At 63.0% G+C, this 18698-nt stretch carries 19 protein-coding genes; 17 read left to right on the top strand and 2 right to left on the bottom strand.

The window, feature by feature from the left end:
- Positions 1-150 precede the first annotated feature (150 nt).
- From NDO48_RS27825 to NDO48_RS27895, 15 genes are all read left to right on the top strand, one after another.
- The gene (locus NDO48_RS27825; protein WP_267322810.1) at positions 151-663 is read left to right on the top strand and encodes a DNA-packaging protein; all 513 of its coding nucleotides are present in this window, start codon (positions 151-153) and stop codon (positions 661-663) included.
- Positions 650-2224 carry a terminase large subunit domain-containing protein gene (locus tag NDO48_RS27830; protein WP_267322811.1) on the top strand — a complete coding sequence of 525 codons (1575 nt, stop codon included), beginning with the start codon at positions 650-652 and terminating at the stop codon, positions 2222-2224. Before NDO48_RS27825 ends, NDO48_RS27830 begins: the two co-directional genes overlap by 14 nt.
- Positions 2221-2436, top strand: a complete 216-nt coding sequence (locus NDO48_RS27835; RefSeq protein WP_267322812.1) for a hypothetical protein — start codon at positions 2221-2223, stop codon at positions 2434-2436. Before NDO48_RS27830 ends, NDO48_RS27835 begins: the two co-directional genes overlap by 4 nt.
- A complete protein-coding gene (locus tag NDO48_RS27840; protein ID WP_267322813.1) occupies positions 2436-4106 on the top strand; it encodes a portal protein in 1671 nt (556 codons plus the stop codon). The genes NDO48_RS27835 and NDO48_RS27840 overlap by 1 nt, the downstream gene beginning before the upstream one ends.
- On the top strand, positions 4103-4492 hold the full coding sequence (locus NDO48_RS27845) for a hypothetical protein (RefSeq protein ID WP_267322814.1): 390 nt from the start codon (positions 4103-4105) through the stop codon (positions 4490-4492). Before NDO48_RS27840 ends, NDO48_RS27845 begins: the two co-directional genes overlap by 4 nt.
- Complete coding sequence (locus tag NDO48_RS27850) at positions 4419-5333, top strand: hypothetical protein (RefSeq protein ID WP_267322815.1); 915 nt, start codon at positions 4419-4421, stop codon at positions 5331-5333. Before NDO48_RS27845 ends, NDO48_RS27850 begins: the two co-directional genes overlap by 74 nt.
- A 195-nt stretch (positions 5334-5528) precedes the next feature.
- On the top strand, positions 5529-6362 hold the full coding sequence (locus NDO48_RS27855; protein ID WP_018428748.1) for a phage capsid protein: 834 nt from the start codon (positions 5529-5531) through the stop codon (positions 6360-6362).
- A gap of 12 nt (positions 6363-6374) precedes the next feature.
- Positions 6375-6683 (top strand): hypothetical protein, encoded by a 309-nt coding sequence (locus tag NDO48_RS27860; RefSeq protein WP_018428747.1) that lies wholly within the window; start codon positions 6375-6377, stop codon positions 6681-6683.
- A gap of 70 nt (positions 6684-6753) precedes the next feature.
- On the top strand, positions 6754-7188 hold the full coding sequence (locus NDO48_RS27865) for a hypothetical protein (protein ID WP_267322816.1): 435 nt from the start codon (positions 6754-6756) through the stop codon (positions 7186-7188).
- Positions 7189-7196: 8 nt separating this feature from the next.
- Complete coding sequence (locus NDO48_RS27870) at positions 7197-7865, top strand: hypothetical protein (protein ID WP_267322817.1); 669 nt, start codon at positions 7197-7199, stop codon at positions 7863-7865.
- Positions 7865-10537, top strand: a complete 2673-nt coding sequence (locus NDO48_RS27875; protein WP_267322818.1) for a hypothetical protein — start codon at positions 7865-7867, stop codon at positions 10535-10537. The genes NDO48_RS27870 and NDO48_RS27875 overlap by 1 nt, the downstream gene beginning before the upstream one ends.
- The gene (locus tag NDO48_RS27880; protein WP_267322819.1) at positions 10530-10895 is read left to right on the top strand and encodes a hypothetical protein; all 366 of its coding nucleotides are present in this window, start codon (positions 10530-10532) and stop codon (positions 10893-10895) included. Before NDO48_RS27875 ends, NDO48_RS27880 begins: the two co-directional genes overlap by 8 nt.
- Positions 10883-11410: a hypothetical protein gene (locus tag NDO48_RS27885; protein WP_267322820.1), complete on the top strand. Its 528-nt coding sequence runs from the start codon at positions 10883-10885 to the stop codon at positions 11408-11410. The genes NDO48_RS27880 and NDO48_RS27885 overlap by 13 nt, the downstream gene beginning before the upstream one ends.
- Before the next feature lie 208 nt (positions 11411-11618).
- Complete coding sequence (locus tag NDO48_RS27890; protein ID WP_157632753.1) at positions 11619-14000, top strand: lysozyme; 2382 nt, start codon at positions 11619-11621, stop codon at positions 13998-14000.
- Positions 14000-17029 carry a hypothetical protein gene (locus NDO48_RS27895; RefSeq protein WP_267322821.1) on the top strand — a complete coding sequence of 1010 codons (3030 nt, stop codon included), beginning with the start codon at positions 14000-14002 and terminating at the stop codon, positions 17027-17029. Before NDO48_RS27890 ends, NDO48_RS27895 begins: the two co-directional genes overlap by 1 nt.
- A gap of 3 nt (positions 17030-17032) precedes the next feature.
- Here the strand turns inward: NDO48_RS27895 and NDO48_RS27900 are convergent, their stop codons facing one another.
- Positions 17033-17536: a hypothetical protein gene (locus NDO48_RS27900; protein ID WP_018428741.1), complete on the bottom strand. Its 504-nt coding sequence runs from the start codon at positions 17534-17536 to the stop codon at positions 17033-17035.
- A 94-nt stretch (positions 17537-17630) separates the two neighbouring features.
- On the opposite strand from NDO48_RS27900, the gene NDO48_RS27905 reads away from it, so the two are divergent.
- Entirely contained in the window at positions 17631-17804 is a 174-nt protein-coding gene (locus tag NDO48_RS27905) for a hypothetical protein (protein WP_018428740.1), read from the top strand.
- Positions 17805-17837: 33 nt separating this feature from the next.
- A complete protein-coding gene (locus NDO48_RS27910; RefSeq protein WP_018428739.1) occupies positions 17838-18026 on the top strand; it encodes a hypothetical protein in 189 nt (62 codons plus the stop codon).
- A gap of 43 nt (positions 18027-18069) precedes the next feature.
- Here the strand turns inward: NDO48_RS27910 and NDO48_RS27915 are convergent, their stop codons facing one another.
- Positions 18070-18471: a hypothetical protein gene (locus NDO48_RS27915; protein WP_018428738.1), complete on the bottom strand. Its 402-nt coding sequence runs from the start codon at positions 18469-18471 to the stop codon at positions 18070-18072.
- Positions 18472-18698 lie beyond the last annotated feature (227 nt).

The raw sequence follows: 18698 nt of genomic DNA on the forward strand, positions 1-18698 counted from the left end.
GTTCGTCCTCTGAACAACAAGAAAAATCCAGCGCAACAAAGCAAAGCTGGCTCGCCACGGCAATAGGCGAAGTACAACCGCATAGGGGCATCCCGGCAGTATCCACCACGGGATGGCCGTCCCCGATCCACCGCCCCGAAAGGTCCCCCCATGCCCGCACCATCAGGTAACCAGTTCTGGAAGGTGCGCAGCTCTCATGGCCGTGCCCCGATCTTCGCCAACTCCGACGAACTTTGGCAGGCATGCACCGAATATTTCGAATGGGTCGAGGCGAACCCGCTCCATGAAGCCAGGCCCTTTGCCTATCAGGGCGAGGTCAAGGTCGAGATGATCGAAAGGATGCGGGCGATGACCATTTCGGGTCTCTGCATCTTTCTCGGCATCGCCCGCAGGACATGGGACAATTACGGCGAGCGTAACGGCTTCGACGACGTCACCGCGCGCGTCGAGGCGATTATCCGGACGCAGAAATTCGAAGGTGCGGCGGCCGATCTGTTGAACCCGACCATCATCGCCCGCGAGCTCGGCCTTGCCGACAAGGCCGAGCTGACCGGCAAGGCCGGGGCGCCGCTGACGTCTGCGGTGGACGAGCTTTCCAAGAACGACATTGCCCGCCGCGTCGCCTTCCTCCTGGCGCAGGGACTGAACAGTGCAGCTCAGTGAGGTGCTGGCCGCCCTCGACGCGCTGCCCCAGCAGGCGCGCCAGGAAGTGATCGACGAGGCGGTGAAGGCGTCGGCCGGCCGCTACATGATCCCCAATCCCGGGCCGCAGACCGAGGCCTGGCTCTCCAAGGCCGATGAAACCTTCTATGGCGGTGCGGCCGGCGGCGGCAAGACGACGCTGATCTGCGGCCTGGCGCTCGAGGAATACCAGCCGGCGCTGATCCTGCGCCGGCAGGCGACCCAGCTCAAGGGCATCGAGGACGAGCTTACCCGGATGCTCGGCGGCCGCGACGGCTACAACAGCCAGTCGCATGTCTGGCGCCTGGCCAATGGCGGCAAGATCGAGCTCGGCGGCGTGCCGCATGAGGCCGACAAGGAAAAATACCAGGGCCGCGCCCACCGGCTGAAGGCCTTCGACGAGATCACCCAGTTCACCGAGAGCCAGTATCGCTACATCATCGGCTGGTTGCGCGATGCCAGGGGCCGGCGCTGCCGGGTCGTTGCAACAGGCAACCCGCCGACCTCGGCTGACGGCATGTGGGTGGTCAGGTACTGGGCGCCATGGCTCGACAAAAGCCACCCCAAGCCTGCGGCTTCAGGCGAACTCCGATGGTTCACCACCGTCGGCGGCGAGGACCGCGAGGTCGATGCGGATTATGTCGGGCCAAAGGGCGAACGGCCCAGGTCCAGGACCTTCATTCGCTCGATGCTGGAAGACAATCCGGAGCTGATGGCGACGGGCTATGCCGCACAACTCGAAAGCCTGCCCGACGAGATCCGCGAGCGGTTGCGCTACGGCTCGTTCGAGGCAGGCGGCAAGGACGATCCCTGGCAGGTGATCCCGACCGGCTGGATCAGGCAGGCGCAGGCGCGGTGGCTCGCCACCCCGCCCGACCTGCCGATGACGGCAGTGGCCGCGGACATCGCCCAGGGCGGGGCCGACAAGACACAGATCCAGAGCCGGCGCGAGTGGTGGTATTCGCCTTTCGCCAGCTACAAGGGCAGCGAAACGCCCGACGGGCCGACGGCAGCCGGGCTGATCGTCAGGCAGATGCGCGACCGTTGTCGTGTCGTCGTCGATGCCGGCGGCGGTTATGGCGGCGACACGCTGACCCAGCTTGCCCATGCCGATGTCGACTGTTTCGGCTTCAAGGGTGGCAGCGGCTCGACCGCTTCGACACGCGACGGCCTCTATGGTTTTGCCAATCTCCGGGCCCAGGCCGTCTGGCAGTTTCGCGAACTGCTCGACCCGGCTTATGGCGCGCGCATCGCCTTGCCGCCCGATGCCGAGCTGGAGGCCGACCTTGCCGCCTACCGATATGAAATCCGCGCCGGCGGCGGCGGCGAGGACATCCTCGTCCTGGCCAAGGATGTCATGCGCGAACAGCTCGGCCGCTCCCCCGACAAGGGCGACACCACGATCATGCTGTCGGCATCCGCAATCAGCGGGCTGAAGCGCCCCAAGGCAGCGCAGGAGCGGCGGGAGCAATCGAGGATGCGGCTCCAGTCGGTGACATCGAACAGTACCCTGAAGGCCAAACTGCGAGGAAAACGCCCATGAGCGGACTTTTCGGAAGCAAGAAGCAGTCCTATCCCGAGCCGGAGCCGCCGGCGACGATGCCGGACCCAGAGGATCCGTTGGCCAAGCGCCAGCGCAGCCGCACGCGCTCCCTGGCGCCGGCGGCCAGAAGCAGTGCCGCCACCGATCGCCTGGCGCCCGTGCCCGGCACCATCGGGCGTGAGTTCTCGCGCGGAACGCTCGGGGCTGTCTGATGAGCGATCAGGCAGGCCGCGACCTGATGGAGATCGATGCGCGCCTTTTCGCCGCGAAGGGCTCGCTCGATCACCTGTACCAGGAAATCGCCGAGTTCCTGTATCCCGAGCGGGCCGACTTCACGACCGATATCGTGCTGGGCCAGGAGTTCGCCGCGCATCTGACCGACGCCACGCCTGTCTTGATGCGGCGCGAGCTTGGCGACCAGATCGGCTCGATGGTACGGCCCGACGGCCGCCAGTGGTTCAAGGCGGCGGCGTCCAACAAGAGCGTCGGGCGCGATCGCGCGGCGGCGTCGTTCCTCGAATTCATGACCGACGTCAACAGCGCCATCCTGAACTCGCGCGACAGCGGCTTTCGCCGCGCCGCCCAGCAGGTCGAACATGACTTCGCCACCTTCGGCATGGGCTGGCTGCAGGTCAGCTACAACAGGACCCGCGACAACCTGCTCTATCGCTGCCATCACCCCAAGCACATGGCCGGGCAGGAGGGGCCCGACGGCCAGGTCAACCATGTCCACCGCAAATGCGACATGACGGCCGCGGCCATGGCCCACCTTTTTGGCGAGGCGAAACTTCCCCAGGCGGTGAAGAACGCGCTGCGCGACAAGGACCTCAAGACGACCTTCAAGGTCCGCCACATCTTCATTCCGCTCGATCTCTACGAGCCGCACCGCAAATTCCCCAAGGGCGCAAGATGGGCTGACGTCTATGTCAGCGAAGACGGCACCATTCTCCAGGAGCTGCCGGCCTTCACTTTCGACTACGTGGTGCCGCGCTGGTGGCTTCTGTCGGGCAAGTTTTATGCGGTTTCGACGGCAGCCTCGATCGGGCTGACCGAAAGCCGCATGTTGCAGCGCATGAAGATGACGATCATCGAGGCCGGCGAAAAGCAGGTCGACCCGCCGCTGATCGCCACGCAGGACGCCGTCCTGTCGCCCATCGACCTCGGCGCCAATGGCGTGACCTTCATCGACAGCGAATATGACGAACGCCTGGGCGCTGCACTGCGCGTGCTCGACCTCGGCAAGAATGTCGGCCTGGGCATCGATCTGATCAACGACCAGCGCAACCAGCTCGGCGATGCGTTCTTCCTGAGCAAGCTCCAGCCGATCGCGCAGGCCGACAAGACCATGACGGCCTATGAGGCGGCGCAGCGCGTCCAGGAATGGATCCGCAACGCGATTCCGCTGTTCGGCCCCATCGAGCATGAATGGACAGGTGCGGTACTCGACCTGACCACCGAAAAGGTGATGCGGGCCGGCGGCTACGGTCCGGTCGACCGCAACGGCGTTCCCTTGGACATGCCCGACATCCTGCTTGGCCAGACCATTCAGTACGAGTTCAACAATGTGCTGAAGGAAGCACGCGACCGCCAGGTGCTGAACGCCTTCCAGGAAAGTGCCGGCGTGTTGCAGGCGGGTGTGGCGCTCGATCCGTCGCTTGCCGGCGAGGTCGACGCCCGCACCATGTTCCGCGACGCCTTTGCTGCGGTGCCCGGCGGCCGCGCCGACTGGCTGATCGACGCCGAGCAGGCGGCGGCCAACCGCCAGCAGGCGCAGCAGGCCATGGCCGAGCAGCAGCAGATGCAGCAGGTCGGCGATGGTGCTGCGGTCGCCACCCAGGTCGGGGACGCAGCGCAGTCGATCCGGGCGGCATTTGGACAATGACCCACAAACATTATCGCCCCTGGCATCCTCTCACTGTTCGCCCCGACAATGAGATGCCGCGCAACGACCTGGAAATCCGCAAGGCCGATTGCGCAGCACTGCAGGCGCTCGCCGCCGGCGTCGCCAATGAGGACCAGCAAAAGCGTGCACTCGGTGCGATCCTGCACATTTGCGGCCTGCACCAGCCGGCCTGGATGCCGGCCGAGCATGGCGGCGAGCGCGACAGCTGCTTTGCCGCCGGAAAGCAGCATGTCGGCTTCCAGATCAGGAAGCTGATCACCCATTCCCTTTCCATTTTGACAGGTGAGAGCAATGACCGACCAGCCCATGACCGCCGCAGCGGCAAACCATCCGACGAGCGCAACGCCTGTCGCGCCAAACCCTGATCCGGCGGCTGCACCCGCGTCGGCCCAGGCTCCGGCCCCGGGCGCTGCTCCGGACGCGGCGCTTCAGTCGCTGCGCGAACAGCTCGCCGGCGGCGACGCCGCCATGATGAAGCAGCTCGAGCGCTACAGGTCGACCGACGAGATTTCGAAGGCGTTCCGTGAGGGCTACAAAAACGCCAAGAACGGCGGCCGGCAGATCGAACTGACCGACGCTTCGACATCAGAAGAGGTCATGGCCTATCGCGAGGCAAACGGCATCCCGCAAGACGCAACTGAGTATCCGGGCGCGTTCCGCGACGGCTTCGAGGTCACCGACGCCGACAAGGCGATCCTGTCCGACTTCAAGGCGGCGATGCATGAACGCAACGTCCCGCCGAAGATGGCAGCCGCCGCACTCGACTGGTATCAGGATTTCGCCGCCGCCCAGGCCCAGGACCTCAATGCCCAGCTCGCCAGGGTCGCCGGCGAAACGCAGAAGACCCTTCGCGCCGAATGGGGCGGCGACTATGACGGCCAGATCGGCGCGGCACAGGAGCTGATGAAGGCGCATCTCGGCCAGGACGGTTTCGGCGAGATGATGAGCCTGCGCCTCATGGACGGCTCGCGCCTGCAGGACAGCCTGCCATTCGTCAAGATGATGGCGACCATCGGCGCCGACTATTACGGCTCGACGGCCATCCTCACCGGCGACATCGAGGCGACGGGCAAGACGCTGGAAGCGCAGAAGCAGGAGCTTCTGGCGCTGCGCGTCGCAAACCCCGAAAAGTTCAAGAGCGACGACGTCCAGGGCAAGCTGACGAAGATCTACGCCCAGCTCGAAAAGGTCAGCGCCCGCACGTGATCCGGGCGCCTTCATAACAACGCGGCATCCCGGTTTCCGGCCCCGCACCCTGCCTCAATGCAAGCTGATGTGATGCCCCGCGCCAGGCGCGAGTAGCGGCCCCGTGCTTCGGCGCGGCATCCCGCGAAAGCCCTGATGCGGCACCCTGATCACGGCTGGAAGACCCCCTCCAATCATCATCGAAGGAATTCAAAAATGGCCTATGCCATCACGAAAACCCAGTACCGTGATGAGTGGGTCGTCGCCTTTCAGCGCGGCGAAACCTACCTCAAGGACTGCGTCACCAAGGAACTCATGATCAGCGGCCTGACGGCGTCGTTTGCGCTCCAGGGCGCTGCCGGCCGCATGACCAGGCGCGGCACCAACGGGCTCATCCCGTCGCGCAACCGCGCCGACACGCAGCCGACGGTGACGCTGGAAGAAAAGCACACCAAGGAGACCCGCACCGGCTTCGACGTGTTCACCGCACCGGCGAACCTGCGCGAGGCGATGCAGAACGCCAGCGCGCTCACGGCCTCGCGTGAAATCGACCACACCATCATCGACGCGCTGGCTGCCGCCACCAACTCTTATGCCGGCGGCGCGGCCCAGACCCTGACCTATGGCAAGACCGTCGATGCGCTGACCGAGCTTTTCGAGCTCGACGTCATGGTCGGCAACGAGATCACCTGCCTGTGGACCCCCAAGGCATGGGCTCGCCTCCTGACCTTCCAGGAGTTCAAGTCGGCCGACTACATCGATGCCAAGCCACTCGTCGGCCTGGCGCTCGACAAGCCGAAAATCTGGCTCGGCGCCAAGCACATCATGCACAACGGCCTGCCCGGCAAGGGCACGGCAACGGCGTCCAACTTCATCTTCGCAAAGCCTGCCGTGGGTCATGCCATCGCCGGCGATGTCAAGGTCGATGCGGGCTACAACGGCGAGGACGATTACTCCTTCGACCGCGCCACCATCTACGACGGCGCCACCATCCTGCAGCAGGCCGGCGTGATCAAGGTCGTCACCGACGACACCGCTGCATTCTCGTAAGGAGGCTTGCACATGGCTTATGATACCAACGGCTTCAAGCTCCTGAGCGATGGCCTTTCGGGCCCCAGCACCATGAAACAGTGGCTGCTGGACACCGTGGACGCCATCGCGACGGTCAACACCAACAACTTCATCAGCGACGGTTTCGCCAGGGGCGCACGCCAGGGCGACATCGTCATCGTGCGCACCCGCACGACCACGCTGTCCGGCCCGGTGACGGCGATCAACCATTGCTGGGTGATCGACGAAAAGACCGGCGCCGACGGTCTCGGCATCGACCTGACCGACGGCCTCGCCATCACGGCGACCGACACCGACTAACGCCGGCCAAGGCAACGGGGGAGGCTTTCGGGCCTCCCTTTTCCATTTCCCTTTGATCCACGGTGACATCATGAACCAGCTTGTGAAACTTGCGGGGCATCGCTTTGCGCAGGCCGACTATTCCATCGGCCGTTATGCCGCGACCGTCCCTTCGGAAACCACGCTCGCCGACGTCACGCATCCCGAATTCTTCGCCAATCACCTGGCGGTCTTTCGGCCCGGCATGACCATCGACATCCTTTCGGACGACCATGCGCTCGACTGCACGCTGCGTGTCCTGGCGATCACCAGGACGTCGGCTCAAGTGCGGGTGATCAGGCTCTTCGACGAGGCGGCCGCTCCCAGGGTTGCTGCCGTCGATATCAGCCAGCCCGAGATCAGCTTCGGCGGTCCGCGCCAGAAGTGGCGCTTCCTCCATGGCGGCGAGGTGATCCAGGCCGGCTTCGACAGCAGGGACGCCGCCGGCAAGGCGGCCGAAAAATACATCGAGCTGATGAAGGGCTGACAATCCCCATGGCGACAAAGCTTGAGGTCTGGAAGCAGGCGCTGGTGCATCTCGAAAAGGAGACCATCGTCACTCTGAACGACGATGCCGAGGCCGTCTATGCCTTCGGCAACGCCTGGGCAGGCGTGGTCGAGGAGGCCTTCAACGCGGGCGACTGGAATTTCGCCAAGGCGTCGACGGCCCTGGCGGCCAATGGCGCGCTGGTGCCGGCGCTCGGCTGGGCCCATGCCTTCGACTATCCCCCGGGCTGGCTGCGCACGATCGCTGTCTCCGACAGGCCCGGCTTTGCGACCTTCCACGACTATGCCGACGAGGGCGGTTACCTGCATTCCAGCGCGCCTGAGCTCTATCTGCGCTTCATCAGCGACGCCAACGCGGCCGACGACAGGGTTTCGACCTGGCCGACGATGTTCTGGCGTTATGTCGCGCTCAAGCTCGCCTTCGACACCTGCGGCCGGCTGACCTCGGGCGACACGCTGGAGGACAAGCTGCGTGTGCGCATGGAAAAGGCCCTGCTGAAGGCCAGGAACGTCGATGCCCGCAATGAAAACAACAAGGTGATCCAGCCGGGCAGCTGGCTGCGTGCCCGGCGCGGCGCCGGTGTCGCCGGTGGTTCTGGTGGTTCCGGCGGCACGCTGGTCGGCGGCCAGATCACCTTTGGCGAGGGCGACGTCTGATGCCCCGCGTTTCAGCACCGGTCTATGCCCTGAATGGCGGCGAAGTCGGCGAGGAGGCCCTGTCGCGCCTCGATCTCGAGCGCATGCAGTTCGCTTCGGCGCTCAGCTCCAACATCCTGCCCCGCGTCGTCGGCTCGATGACGCTGCGCCCCGGCCTAGAACACATCGCCGACATCAATCTCGGCGACGTCCGGCTGCTCGAATATTCCTTCGCCGGCTCGAACGCCTCCATGCTGGTGCCGATCCTGTCGAACAACGAGATGCGCGTCCTCAAGGACAATGCCTTCGTTTCGCGCGTGGCTGTTGCGACCACGATCGCCAATGGCGACTTCAATGCCTTCACCGGCTGGACGAATGCCAGTGCCGCCGGCGCTTCGGCCAATGTGTCGGGCGGCAACCTGGTGCTGACAGGCACCACGCAGGGCCGCGCCGCAGCGCGCCAGACGATCACGGTGGCCGTTGGCGACCAGGGCAAGGAGCATGGCCTGCGCGTCGAGGTCGTTCGCGGGCCGGTCTGGGTCCATATCGGCTCGTCATCAGGGGCAAGCGACGTTCTTGCCCTGTCGGTGCTCAATGACGGCGACCATTCGATCGCCTTCACGCCGACGACAGCGAACATCTATCTCGAAATCTACACCGACAAGGCGCGCCAGGCGCTTGTCACCCGCTGCCAGATCGATGCGCCCGGGCCGCTGGTTTTGTCGACGCCCTGGGCGACGGGCGATCTCGCCGCACCCCGCCACAAGCAGAATATCGACGTGCTGTACCTCGCCTCGCGCCAGTTCCAGCAGCGCGAGATCCAGCGCCGCGGCGACACCAGCTGGGGCATCCAGCGCTACAAGGTCGATGACGGCCCGTTCGTGGCCGCCGACGGCACCGTGGCGTTGACGCCCTCGGTCTACACCGGCAATGGGACGCTGACGGCCAGCAGGCCGTTTTTCGAGGCCAGCATGGTCGGCCGCCTGTTCAGGCTGTTCCAGTCCGGCCAGACCGTGCAGGAGAGTTTCACCGCGGCACCGGCAAATGGCGCGTCGATCCGTGTGTCCGGCGTCAACGCGGCGCGGGACTTCACCTTCCAGGTATCCGGCGCCTGGGCCGGTTCGGTGCGCCTCGAGGTTGCCACCGATGACGGCAGCGGCAATCCCGGCGCCTGGAGCACGGTGAGCACCTATGCGGCAAATGCAGGGCCGACGAATTACCGGGACCCCGACAACAACGTCGTCAAGTTCTTCCGCTTCGTCGCCGTCACCTACACCAGCGGCACCATCGACACGACCCTCATCTATACCGGCGGCAGCCAGGTGGGCGTGGCCAGGATGACCGGCTACACCAGCGGCACGGCCGTCAACATGGAGGTGCTGAGCCGTTTCTACTCGCTAAGCCCTACATTCGAATGGGATTTTTCGACCTGGTCCGATTATGACGGCTGGCCGTGGGGCATCGAGGCTTTCGGCGGCCGTCTCTACTGGGGCAAGGGCGACTTCGTGCATGGCTCGGTGCCTGACGCCTTCCACAGCTTCGACGACAATGTCGAGGGCGACAGCGCCCCGATCTACCGCTCGATCGGCGCCAGCACCGACAGGGGCATCCTCTGGCTGCTCGGCCTGCAGCGCCTCATCGCCGGCACCGACAATTCCGAGATTTCGATCAAGTCGTCGAGCTTCGACGAGCCGCTGACGGCGTCGAGCTGGTTCCCGGTCGATGGGTCAACCCAGGGCAGCTACGATCTGCGCTCGGTCAAATGCGACAAGGACGGCATCTTCGTGCAGAGCACCGGGCTTAGCGTCTTTTCGCTGATCGCCGAGCAGGGCACGCTGGACTACAGCGCCATGGACCTGACGGAAATGCATGAGGAGATCTGCGACGGCTCGCCTGTCGTCAGCGTCGCCGTGCAGCGCCAACCCGATACGGTCGTGTGGTTCATTCTCGAAAACGGCGAAGCGCGCGCCCTGACATACCGTCCCTCGCAGAAGGTAGTTGCCTGGTCGCGCGTGGTCACCGACGGCCAGTTCAGGCAGGTCATCGCCTGCCGGGGCAAGGGCCAGGACAATGTCTATTTCGCCATCGTGCGCAACGGCACGCAGCGGCTCGAACGGCTGGCCGACCTGAAGGACTGCCGCGGCGGCAAGACCAACTGCCTCGCCGACGGCTTCACGCGCTTCACCACGACAGCGGGGCAGACGACATTTGCCGTGCCGCATCTGCAAGGCAAGGGCGTGACCGTGTGGGTCGATGGCGCAGCACTCCATGACCAGGACAATCTTTATCCCGTGACCGCGGGCCAGGTGATCCTGCCGGCGCAACCGGCCGGCAAGGCGGTCGTCATCGGGCTGCCTTATGTCGGGCGCTGGAAGTCGACGAAGCTGGCTTATGGGGCTGCCAACGGCACGGCGCTGTTCAAGAAGAAGCGGGTGGCGCAGCTCGGCCTGTATCTTGTGAAAACGATGCTGGACGGCCTGCGCGTCGGCAAGGACTTCGACAGCCTCCGCCGCCTGACGGTGACCAAGGGCGACAAGCCGATCGCTGCGAACACGCTGTTCAACAGCTTCGACGCCGACATGATGTCGGTGTCCAGCGACTGGAGCACCGACAGCCGCCTGTGCCTCGAACATCGCTCGCCATACCCGTTCACGGCCGGCTCGCTGGTCATGGATGTGCAGACCAATGGCTGACATCAGGCCGGCCGACGACATCGACTTCGCGCGTTTCTACGGTGGCGTGCGGGTGACGGGGCAGTGGATCGGCCGCGCGCTCTGGCGTCGTCGGCTCCTGGCTGGCTTCGGCTGTGTGATCGAGACCGCCGAGGGCGAATGGATGGCCTTTCTCGAGGTGCCGGCCGAAGCGCGCAGGCCGTTCATCTTCCGCCACATCCTCCAGGTGCTGGCGGAGGTGAAGGCAAGCGGCGCCCGCGTCATCAAGGCGACATGCGACACCGCGATCCCCCGCGCCGAAGCGCTGATGGTGAAGCTCGGCTTCAGGCCGACAGACGAGATCTTGGATGGAAAGGTGGTTTGGCAATGGGTTTCCTGACACCTGTTCTTGGAGCGATCGGCACGATCGCCAGCATCGGCGGCACGATCATGTCGGTTGCCGGCGCCATGCAGGAGGGCCGCGAGCAGAAGGCCCGCTTCCAGTATGAGCAGAAGGTTGCGGCACAGCAGGCCGACGAGGCCGCGGCGGCAAGCCAGCGTGACGCGATGGCCCGCTACCGTGAGGGCCGATACCTGCTCTCCCAGCAGCAGGCCGCCATTGCCGGCTCTGGCGGGAACATGACCGATCCGTCGGTCATGCGCATCATGGACGACACAACCGAGCAAGTGACGCTCGCGGCAGAAACGGACATCTACAAGGGCGACCAGCAGGCGCGCGGCTACAACGACGCTGCCAAGGTGGCCGGCTACAACGCCAACAGCGCGATGCGAGCGGCGCGCATCAAGGCCGCAAGCACGCTCTTCTCCGGCATGTCGACGATGTTCAGCCGCTTCGGCGAAAGCAACACGAAGACCGCGACCTCGTCGACGGTCACGCCTCCCTATCCCTCCTAAGGGTGAATAGCACATGGTAAACATCCCTACCGCTCGTGACGTGGGTTACAACAACCCGCGCTCGGGCCGCATCGCGAATTCCGGGCCGACGCCCATGGTCGGCGCTGCCATGCAGGACGCTGGCCAGTCCATCGTGCAGGCAAGCTACAGCCTGCTCGAGCTGGCCGAGCGCGAGAAGATCGACGTCGCCAACGACCGCTCGAATGCCGTGTCGACCAGCCTGACGCGATTTCTCGCCGATGAGGAACAGCGTTTCCTCAAGGCGCGCGAGGAGAGTTCGGAAAGCGGCATCGGCTTCACGCGCCAGTTCATGGAGGGCCACCAGCAGCGCGCCAACGACTTCGCCAAGGCCAATTTCGAGGGCCTGACCAAGGACGCGCAGACCACCTATCTCAACAACATCCTGGCGCGCGGCAACGTGCTCTATGAGAAGGCCGACGAATACGAGCGCAACGCCAAGGGCGCCTATTACGACCGCACCACCAACACCAACCTCGACACCTACCGCACCCAGATCCGCAACAATGCGGCGAACTTCGAGGATCTGAAGCGCCAGGGCCTGGAAGCGATCAACTCGGCAAACATGCCAGAGCCGTGGAAGGCGGCGCGCCGGCAGCAGTGGGAAGCGGACGCGGCCGAAAGCAAATGGCGCTGGAAATTCAGTCAGAACCCGACGCAGGCGCTTGCCGACCTCAAACCGAGCGGCACGAAAAGCCTGATCCGCGCGGAAGAGGGGTTCCGCGACGAACCGTACCGGGACGTCAATGCCTGGCGCATCGGCTATGGCTCCGACACGGTGACGCTTGCCGATGGCTCGCATGTTCCCGTGAAGCCGGGAATGAAGATTACGCGTGAAGACGCCGAACGTGATCTGCAGTACCGCCTTGCCGAGCGCGAAGGAAAAAGGGCCCGCGAGCAGATCGGCGCGAAGTGGGATAGCCTTCCGCTCAACACTCGGGCGGCGCTGGAGTCCGTTGCCTACAACTATGGGTCACTGCCCGGTGAGGTCGTCGATGCGGTGAAGACGGGAGACACCGAAGCCGTCGCCAGTGCGGTTGAGGGTCTGTCAGCCAACCCAAATCGGCGCAAGCGCGAAGCCGCGCTTATCCGCGGTGGCGGCAGCGTCGAACCTGATGACGAGTATGCTGCCATCCCACACGACCGCCGCGAAGTCCTGGCTGCCTGGGGCGAGACGGAACACAGCCAGCAGGTGACGAAAGACCGCGTCACGACGAAGCATCACTATGATGACCTGATTGCCACCGAGCCAGACACGGTTCGGGAAAGCGTGATCCTCGATGACCCGAAGCTCGACAACGGCGACAAGGCCGTTCTGGTGAATGCTCTCCGCACTGCGCAGAAGGACAGCGGCGCAGTGAATGCCATGATCGGCGCCATGGCAAAAGGCGACGTGTCGGTGAATTCTTTCGACAACGACCAGACGAAGGTCGCCAACAATGCCTACGACAAGCTCATCGGCGCAGCTAAGGATGCTGACGAGCAGCGAGCCATCACGTCCGATTTTGTGGCACGCACCCGCTACATTCCGAAGCGGGTTCAGGCAGAACTGCGGAATGGTGCCGCGTCAACGGATGCGGCGACAATGGCGCAGGCCATGGAGGCGAGCCTTAGCCTGTCGAAGACGGCCCCCGCATCCTTTGACGCCTTCGAGGGTTCGGCTGCCGTCCGCAAGAAAATGGACGTGTACCGGGCCTTTACCCAAGACATGGGTTTCACTCCGGAGGAAGCGGCAAAGAAGCTGATCAAGGCGAATGATCCGGCCTATGCCGGTCCACGTGAAGCGCTCTTCAAATCGAAGACGGTTGCCGACGAACTGAAGAAGGTAGATGCGGCCTCGATTGCGGCGACGTTCGACAACAGTTTCCTTGGCATTGCTTCAAACCCGTCACTGGGACCGAACGAGATGGCCGCCGCGGCCATGGTCGAGAATTTTCGCTCGATCTACGAGGAAGCCATCGTGGATGCGGGCGGCGATCTGGTCGCAGCCAAGAAAGCAGCGACCGAGCGGTTTCATCGCACCTATGGCGTGTCCGCGCTTTCCACCATGGGTAGCAAGGTGGTCGTCAAAAACCCACCCGAAAAGCGGTACCCGGTGGGGCCAGACGGCTCGCACGACTACATACGCAACCAGCTTGCCGCCGATCTGAAGAAAAATGGCATAGAGGCCGATGAGGTTTTCCTGAACCCCAATATCGACACGGACCAAGATATCCGTGCGGGCCGACCGGCTAGCTATCATGTGTTCTACGAAAAGAACGGTCAGCTTCAGATGTTCAATTTCCCCTTCTATCCGGACCCTGAGGCGGCCAAAGCTGAAGCCCTCAAGGCTTCCGAAGCGATCAACAAGAAAAACAAGGCGGCAATCATCGAAGACACCGCCGCAGGCAAGGACGCGCTCGCGGCGACTGAAGGTAGCCCAGCCTCGATACAGGCGCAGGCAGTCGAGGCGGCGCGCTACAAGTCGCGGCTTGAGCGAGCGCGTCGCGAAGAGCGCGTCGCCAATCCTGGCCCTCTGGGCGGGAGCAACAACGCAGATGAACTTCAACCCACGCCATGGAATGCCATGTGATGCCGTTCCTCTTTGATCGCCCCATCGATGATGCAGGGACAATTGGCGTGTCGGAGTTCGACAAGCCAGACCCGACTTTCCTTGAGACGCTTTTCGCCGCCTATCGCAACGGCAACATGGTAGGTTCTACCTTCACGCGGGTTCGCAACAACATGGCGGCCGGCGACGTCGTTACTCCCGACCCCGACTACAATGTCTATCAAGACCCCGAAATGAAGCCGTATCTCGACGAGGATCCGACCATCGGCGAAGACATTTTCAACAGGGCTGCCGCCAGCGCAAGGCGAGCGCAGATCGACCAGGAGAAGAGGGACCAACAGACGCTTGCTGCCAGCGGCTGGACCGGTAAGGGCCTGTCAATGTTGGCAGGCTTCACCGATCTGCCCACCCTGCTGCCTGGCGGGTCACTGGTGCGTTCTGGTCGCGTAGGCTACTCGGTGTTGCGGTCGGCGGCGGCTAAAGGTGTGGCGGATGGGGTAGGCACAGCGTTGCAAGAAGCCGTGTTGCACGCCACGCAGGAGACACGCACAGGGCGTGAAAGCGCGGTTAACATTGGCGGCTCCGTGATCCTGGGCGGCCTTCTCGGTGCCGGTGCCTCTCGGCTCTTATCTCATGGCGAATGGTCGCGCGTTTCGAAACAGCTTGAAGCTGATCTCGCCGATGACGTCCCGAACCCGGCCGCTGTCTCCGAAACCATCGTCAAGCGCATGCAGTCGGCTGGTGCCGCGGCTACCGATGATCTGGACTTATCCGACCTCGGAATCGGCGGATCGCGGACAGCCGAAGTTGTCGCAAGGGCCACGGCTGCGGCGCGCATCAATCCCGGTATCCAGACGATGCTGTCGCTTTCGGCAAAGGTCCGCGAAATCTATCGCAGGCTGGTCGACAACCCGATCGACACGACCATGAACATGGAAGGTCGCAGCTTGGGCGCTGACGTAGAAAACTCTGTGAAGCTCTATGAGCGCGGGGCCGTGGCTGACTGGAGGGTGGGTGCGAAGAAACTCTATCGTGATGCCCGAAAGACTGGATATTTGGGAACTTGGGGAGAGTTCTTAGAGGCCGCGGCGAAAGCCGGCCGGCGCAACGATATCGACCCAAACGGCAATGAGTTTGTAACCCGTATCGCGCAGGAGGCGCGCGCCAAGGTCGTCGACCCGCTTCTTGCTCGCGCGAAGGAGCTCGAGCTCTTGCCGCGGGACGTCAAAACGACGACCGCAGCCAGCTACGTCACACGCCTGTGGAACCGCCCGCGCCTGATCGGCGAGGAAACGCGGTTCCGGGAGATTTCCCGGAGATACTTCAACCGGATGATGGATCAGGCTGTGGTCCGGCAAGAGGAAATCCCTGAGTTCCTCAGCACAAGCGACCGCGCCGACTATGTCGAGGAAATCGTCTCGGCTGTCTTCAACAACCTGACGGGCCGAGGCGTAACTGATGTTCCCGAATGGCTGGTGCCGGTGAAACGCGGACCGCTCAAAGAAAGGGTGTTCAACATCGCCGACGAGGAAGTTGAGGACTTCCTCGAAAACGATATGGAACGGATACTTCGCCGCTATGCCCGAACGATGGCGGCGGAAGTCGAGCTTACCCAGAAGTTCGGCCGTGCTGACATGAAAGAGCAATTCGACGAAATCATCCGCGAATACGATGGGTTGCGCAAAGCAGCCACGACACCAGAAGAACGCCAAAAGCTGGTGGACGCTGAAAAGCGCGACATGACCAATATTCAGGCGTTCCGCGACATGATCCGCGGCACGTATCGCGCGGCTGAAGAGGGGAGCGCCTGGAGTGCGATCACGCGCGCGGCGCTGACCTGGAACCGTGTGCGCCTCATGGAGGGCGTAGCGATGCCCAGCCTTGTCGATGCTGCCAACGTCGTCGGCAAATTTGGAATGCAAGCGTTCATGTCCGATGCGCTGCCGGCACTCGTCAGCGGCACCAAGGCGGCTCGCATCGCTCGACAGGACGCCCGTGAACTGGGCTTGGTGACTGAGCGGGTGCTTCAGGCGCGCCTGGCATCGCTGGCCGACCTTCAAGACCCGTATCGTTATGGATCCAGGTACGAGAAATTCCTGTCGAACGCCTCAAATCTGTTTTCCAAGGCGACGGCGCTTTCTCTGTGGAACGACACCATGCGCACCGTCGTTTCGGTGATGTCGCAGAACCGCCTGTTGCAGAACATCGAGAAGGCTACGACCGGGGGGGCGCTCGACTTCAACCGCATTGACAAGGCTGGAGCCGCCTACATGGCAATGCTCGGCATTGACGAGCATATGGCCCAGCGCATCGGCGACCAGTTCCGCCGGCACGGCCTCCAGGAAGAGGGCATCTACGGCGCCAATGCTTCGCGCTGGGATGATGAGGTCGCGAGGCGCGTATGGGCTGCCGCCCTGAACAAGGATGCCGACCGAACCATCATCATCAAGGGCGTTGCAGACAATCCGCTCTGGATGAAGTCGAACCTCGGGAAGCTGGTTTTTCAGTTCAAGTCGTTCGCCTTGGCATCGCACCAGCGCATTCTGATCGCCGGGCTTCAGGAGCGCCCGCACCGCCTGGCCGAAGCGATGGTCTTTGCGACCGGCATCGGGATGATGATCAGCTATCTGAAGCATGCCGAGCGTGGCGACTTCGACGAGGCTGACCGGCTGATGAGCAATCCAGGGCTCTGGATAGCGAACGGACTCGACCGCTCCGGCATTCTCGCGATCCCCTTTGAGATCAGCACTGTCGAAAAGCTTGGTGGTAAGGGGGGCGTCTCGGCCGCGCAGGCTATCGCCGGCGACAAAGACCGCGGCGGAAGCTCGTCGCGGTATGCCAGTCGAGGGCTGCGGAGGGCTGTCGGCGGCCCGTCAGTCGGCCTGTTTGAGGATCTGCATACGCTTGCACTGCAGGCATCTGGGGGTGACTTCAACAAGGCCGGAACGAATGCCCTGTTGCAGCAAATTCCTGGCGATACCCTGCCAGAAGTCCGTTCAGCGATCCACTTTGGGATTAAGCCGGCGTTGGTCGATGCCGTCGAAAACTGACGCTCAATCTACGGAAAGGGCGCTGTATGAGTGAACCTTGCTGGCGGCAGTTTTGGCTATCCTATTGAGTGTGTCAAAGTCTGGGTTCCGCGTTGGTTTCGCCGTACCAATGATGGTCTCGAAGTAGGCGCTCTTACGGCGCTCTAACTCGATTTCCATCTGCTCAAACTGGCTATCTGATATCTCCCCCCGGACCGATTTCACGAACAGGCCGGCCTTCTCCGCATAGAACCTTGCCAATTCGTCCGTCGACAACTCGCCAGCGAGCGTTTCCAAGCCAGCGTAGTGGCGGGCTATGACTTTCCTCGCCCACATAAACCCGTCCTTGGCGTTCTCTGGGTCGTTGAACATTCTCTTTGCTTTCTCGGTCAGCAGGTTTTCTGCGGTCTTGACCACAAACAGTCGCTCAACCTCAGGTGCTGTTTTCAGGTTCTGGGCATCATCCGGCAAGAACTGCGCTTGAGCGGAGCAGATCAAGAGCAGCAGTCCGGCTACGGCTGCAGTCATCAGGCTCAATGCCCTAGCGTTCGTACACATTGAAAGCCCACCCCCGCACCTGAACAGCTCGCGCAGGCGAGCCGTTTCCCGCTAAGGATAAATCATGGCTACAGAATTCGACAACTCTCTGCATCGGGGTCTTTTTCTCGCCGGCACGACGCTCACCAGCGAAACCGGCAAACATGTCCGGGTGTCCGAGCTGGTGCTGTCGGCGCTCAGGGCGACCGGCGTCTTCAGCAACATGGGCGACGGTATCGTCGCGCAGAATCAACCATGATCCGAACCTGTCGCTGGACGAAAAGGTCAGTAGATGAAGGGGCTGGCCGCGGAAGCCGGCGCACTGCGCAATGCCATGGATGTAGCCACCGACCTGGTCTCGCGGCCGGTCAATGCCACAGCGGCGAAGATCAGCAACGATTTCCGCGCTTGGCAGTCGATGGTGAAGTTTGGCGGCGTGGTGGCTGCTGCGGCGCGCCGAAGCAGCCAGCGCCGAATTTGACCAGACGATTGCAAGCGTTTTGGCCGGCGATGATGCAGCCTTGCTACCGGACGGCATCGGGTTGGAAATGCCCAAGGGATAGTCTTGCCGTAGTGCCCGACGGCAAGATGATCGCAATCAATGCCAGAAACGGCTTGCTGTCAGGCGTCATTGCCGAGGGCGATTTTCGGAAAAGGCGCGCAATACCCATCACAATGGATAGCCAGATCGCTGCTGCCAGTACCGAATAGAATGATCGAGTGATGTGGTCCTCGATCTGGTCCCCAGGGAAGGAAAATGCACCAGTAGCAAACGCAACGAAAAAAACGAGGCAGATGAGGGCCGGAAACTTAACGCCAAAGCCTTTTCCTTTGAAGTAAAAGTGAACTGCAATCGCGCCACCCCATAGAAGTGGATCGATCATCGTCCCGAGCAACCTGCCGGTAAACGCCGCCAATTCTAACATTGTGTTGCCCCCTCTGACATGGTGACGGATACAAACCCAGTTTCCCCAATCACGCAAGAGTCCAGGGCGACCGGGACGTGGAAGCCATGGCAGGGCGATGTATTTCATTCGGGGCGTAGGTGAAGCAAATGGATGCAGTCGCAGTCGGGCGAGCCGCGACGGGTTCCTCATCCCGGCGCCAACGCACTATCTTCAATCATGTCTCGCGTATAACGTGTATTGAGCCC

This window comes from Aminobacter sp. MET-1 (genome assembly GCF_026521175.1).
GTDB lineage: Bacteria > Pseudomonadota > Alphaproteobacteria > Rhizobiales > Rhizobiaceae > Aminobacter.

Coding starts and splice junctions, on each gene's coding strand:
- NDO48_RS27825 (WP_267322810.1), top strand. CDS start 151: ATGCCCGCACCATCAGGTAACCAGTTCTGGAAGGTGCGCAGCTCTCAT.
- NDO48_RS27835 (WP_267322812.1), top strand. CDS start 2,221: ATGAGCGGACTTTTCGGAAGCAAGAAGCAGTCCTATCCCGAGCCGGAG.
- NDO48_RS27840 (WP_267322813.1), top strand. CDS start 2,436: ATGAGCGATCAGGCAGGCCGCGACCTGATGGAGATCGATGCGCGCCTT.
- NDO48_RS27845 (WP_267322814.1), top strand. CDS start 4,103: ATGACCCACAAACATTATCGCCCCTGGCATCCTCTCACTGTTCGCCCC.
- NDO48_RS27850 (WP_267322815.1), top strand. CDS start 4,419: ATGACCGACCAGCCCATGACCGCCGCAGCGGCAAACCATCCGACGAGC.
- NDO48_RS27855 (WP_018428748.1), top strand. CDS start 5,529: ATGGCCTATGCCATCACGAAAACCCAGTACCGTGATGAGTGGGTCGTC.
- NDO48_RS27860 (WP_018428747.1), top strand. CDS start 6,375: ATGGCTTATGATACCAACGGCTTCAAGCTCCTGAGCGATGGCCTTTCG.
- NDO48_RS27865 (WP_267322816.1), top strand. CDS start 6,754: ATGAACCAGCTTGTGAAACTTGCGGGGCATCGCTTTGCGCAGGCCGAC.
- NDO48_RS27870 (WP_267322817.1), top strand. CDS start 7,197: ATGGCGACAAAGCTTGAGGTCTGGAAGCAGGCGCTGGTGCATCTCGAA.
- NDO48_RS27875 (WP_267322818.1), top strand. CDS start 7,865: ATGCCCCGCGTTTCAGCACCGGTCTATGCCCTGAATGGCGGCGAAGTC.
- NDO48_RS27880 (WP_267322819.1), top strand. CDS start 10,530: ATGGCTGACATCAGGCCGGCCGACGACATCGACTTCGCGCGTTTCTAC.
- NDO48_RS27885 (WP_267322820.1), top strand. CDS start 10,883: ATGGGTTTCCTGACACCTGTTCTTGGAGCGATCGGCACGATCGCCAGC.
- NDO48_RS27895 (WP_267322821.1), top strand. CDS start 14,000: ATGCCGTTCCTCTTTGATCGCCCCATCGATGATGCAGGGACAATTGGC.
- NDO48_RS27900 (WP_018428741.1), bottom strand. CDS start 17,536: ATGACTGCAGCCGTAGCCGGACTGCTGCTCTTGATCTGCTCCGCTCAA.
- NDO48_RS27905 (WP_018428740.1), top strand. CDS start 17,631: ATGGCTACAGAATTCGACAACTCTCTGCATCGGGGTCTTTTTCTCGCC.
- NDO48_RS27910 (WP_018428739.1), top strand. CDS start 17,838: ATGAAGGGGCTGGCCGCGGAAGCCGGCGCACTGCGCAATGCCATGGAT.
- NDO48_RS27915 (WP_018428738.1), bottom strand. CDS start 18,471: ATGTTAGAATTGGCGGCGTTTACCGGCAGGTTGCTCGGGACGATGATC.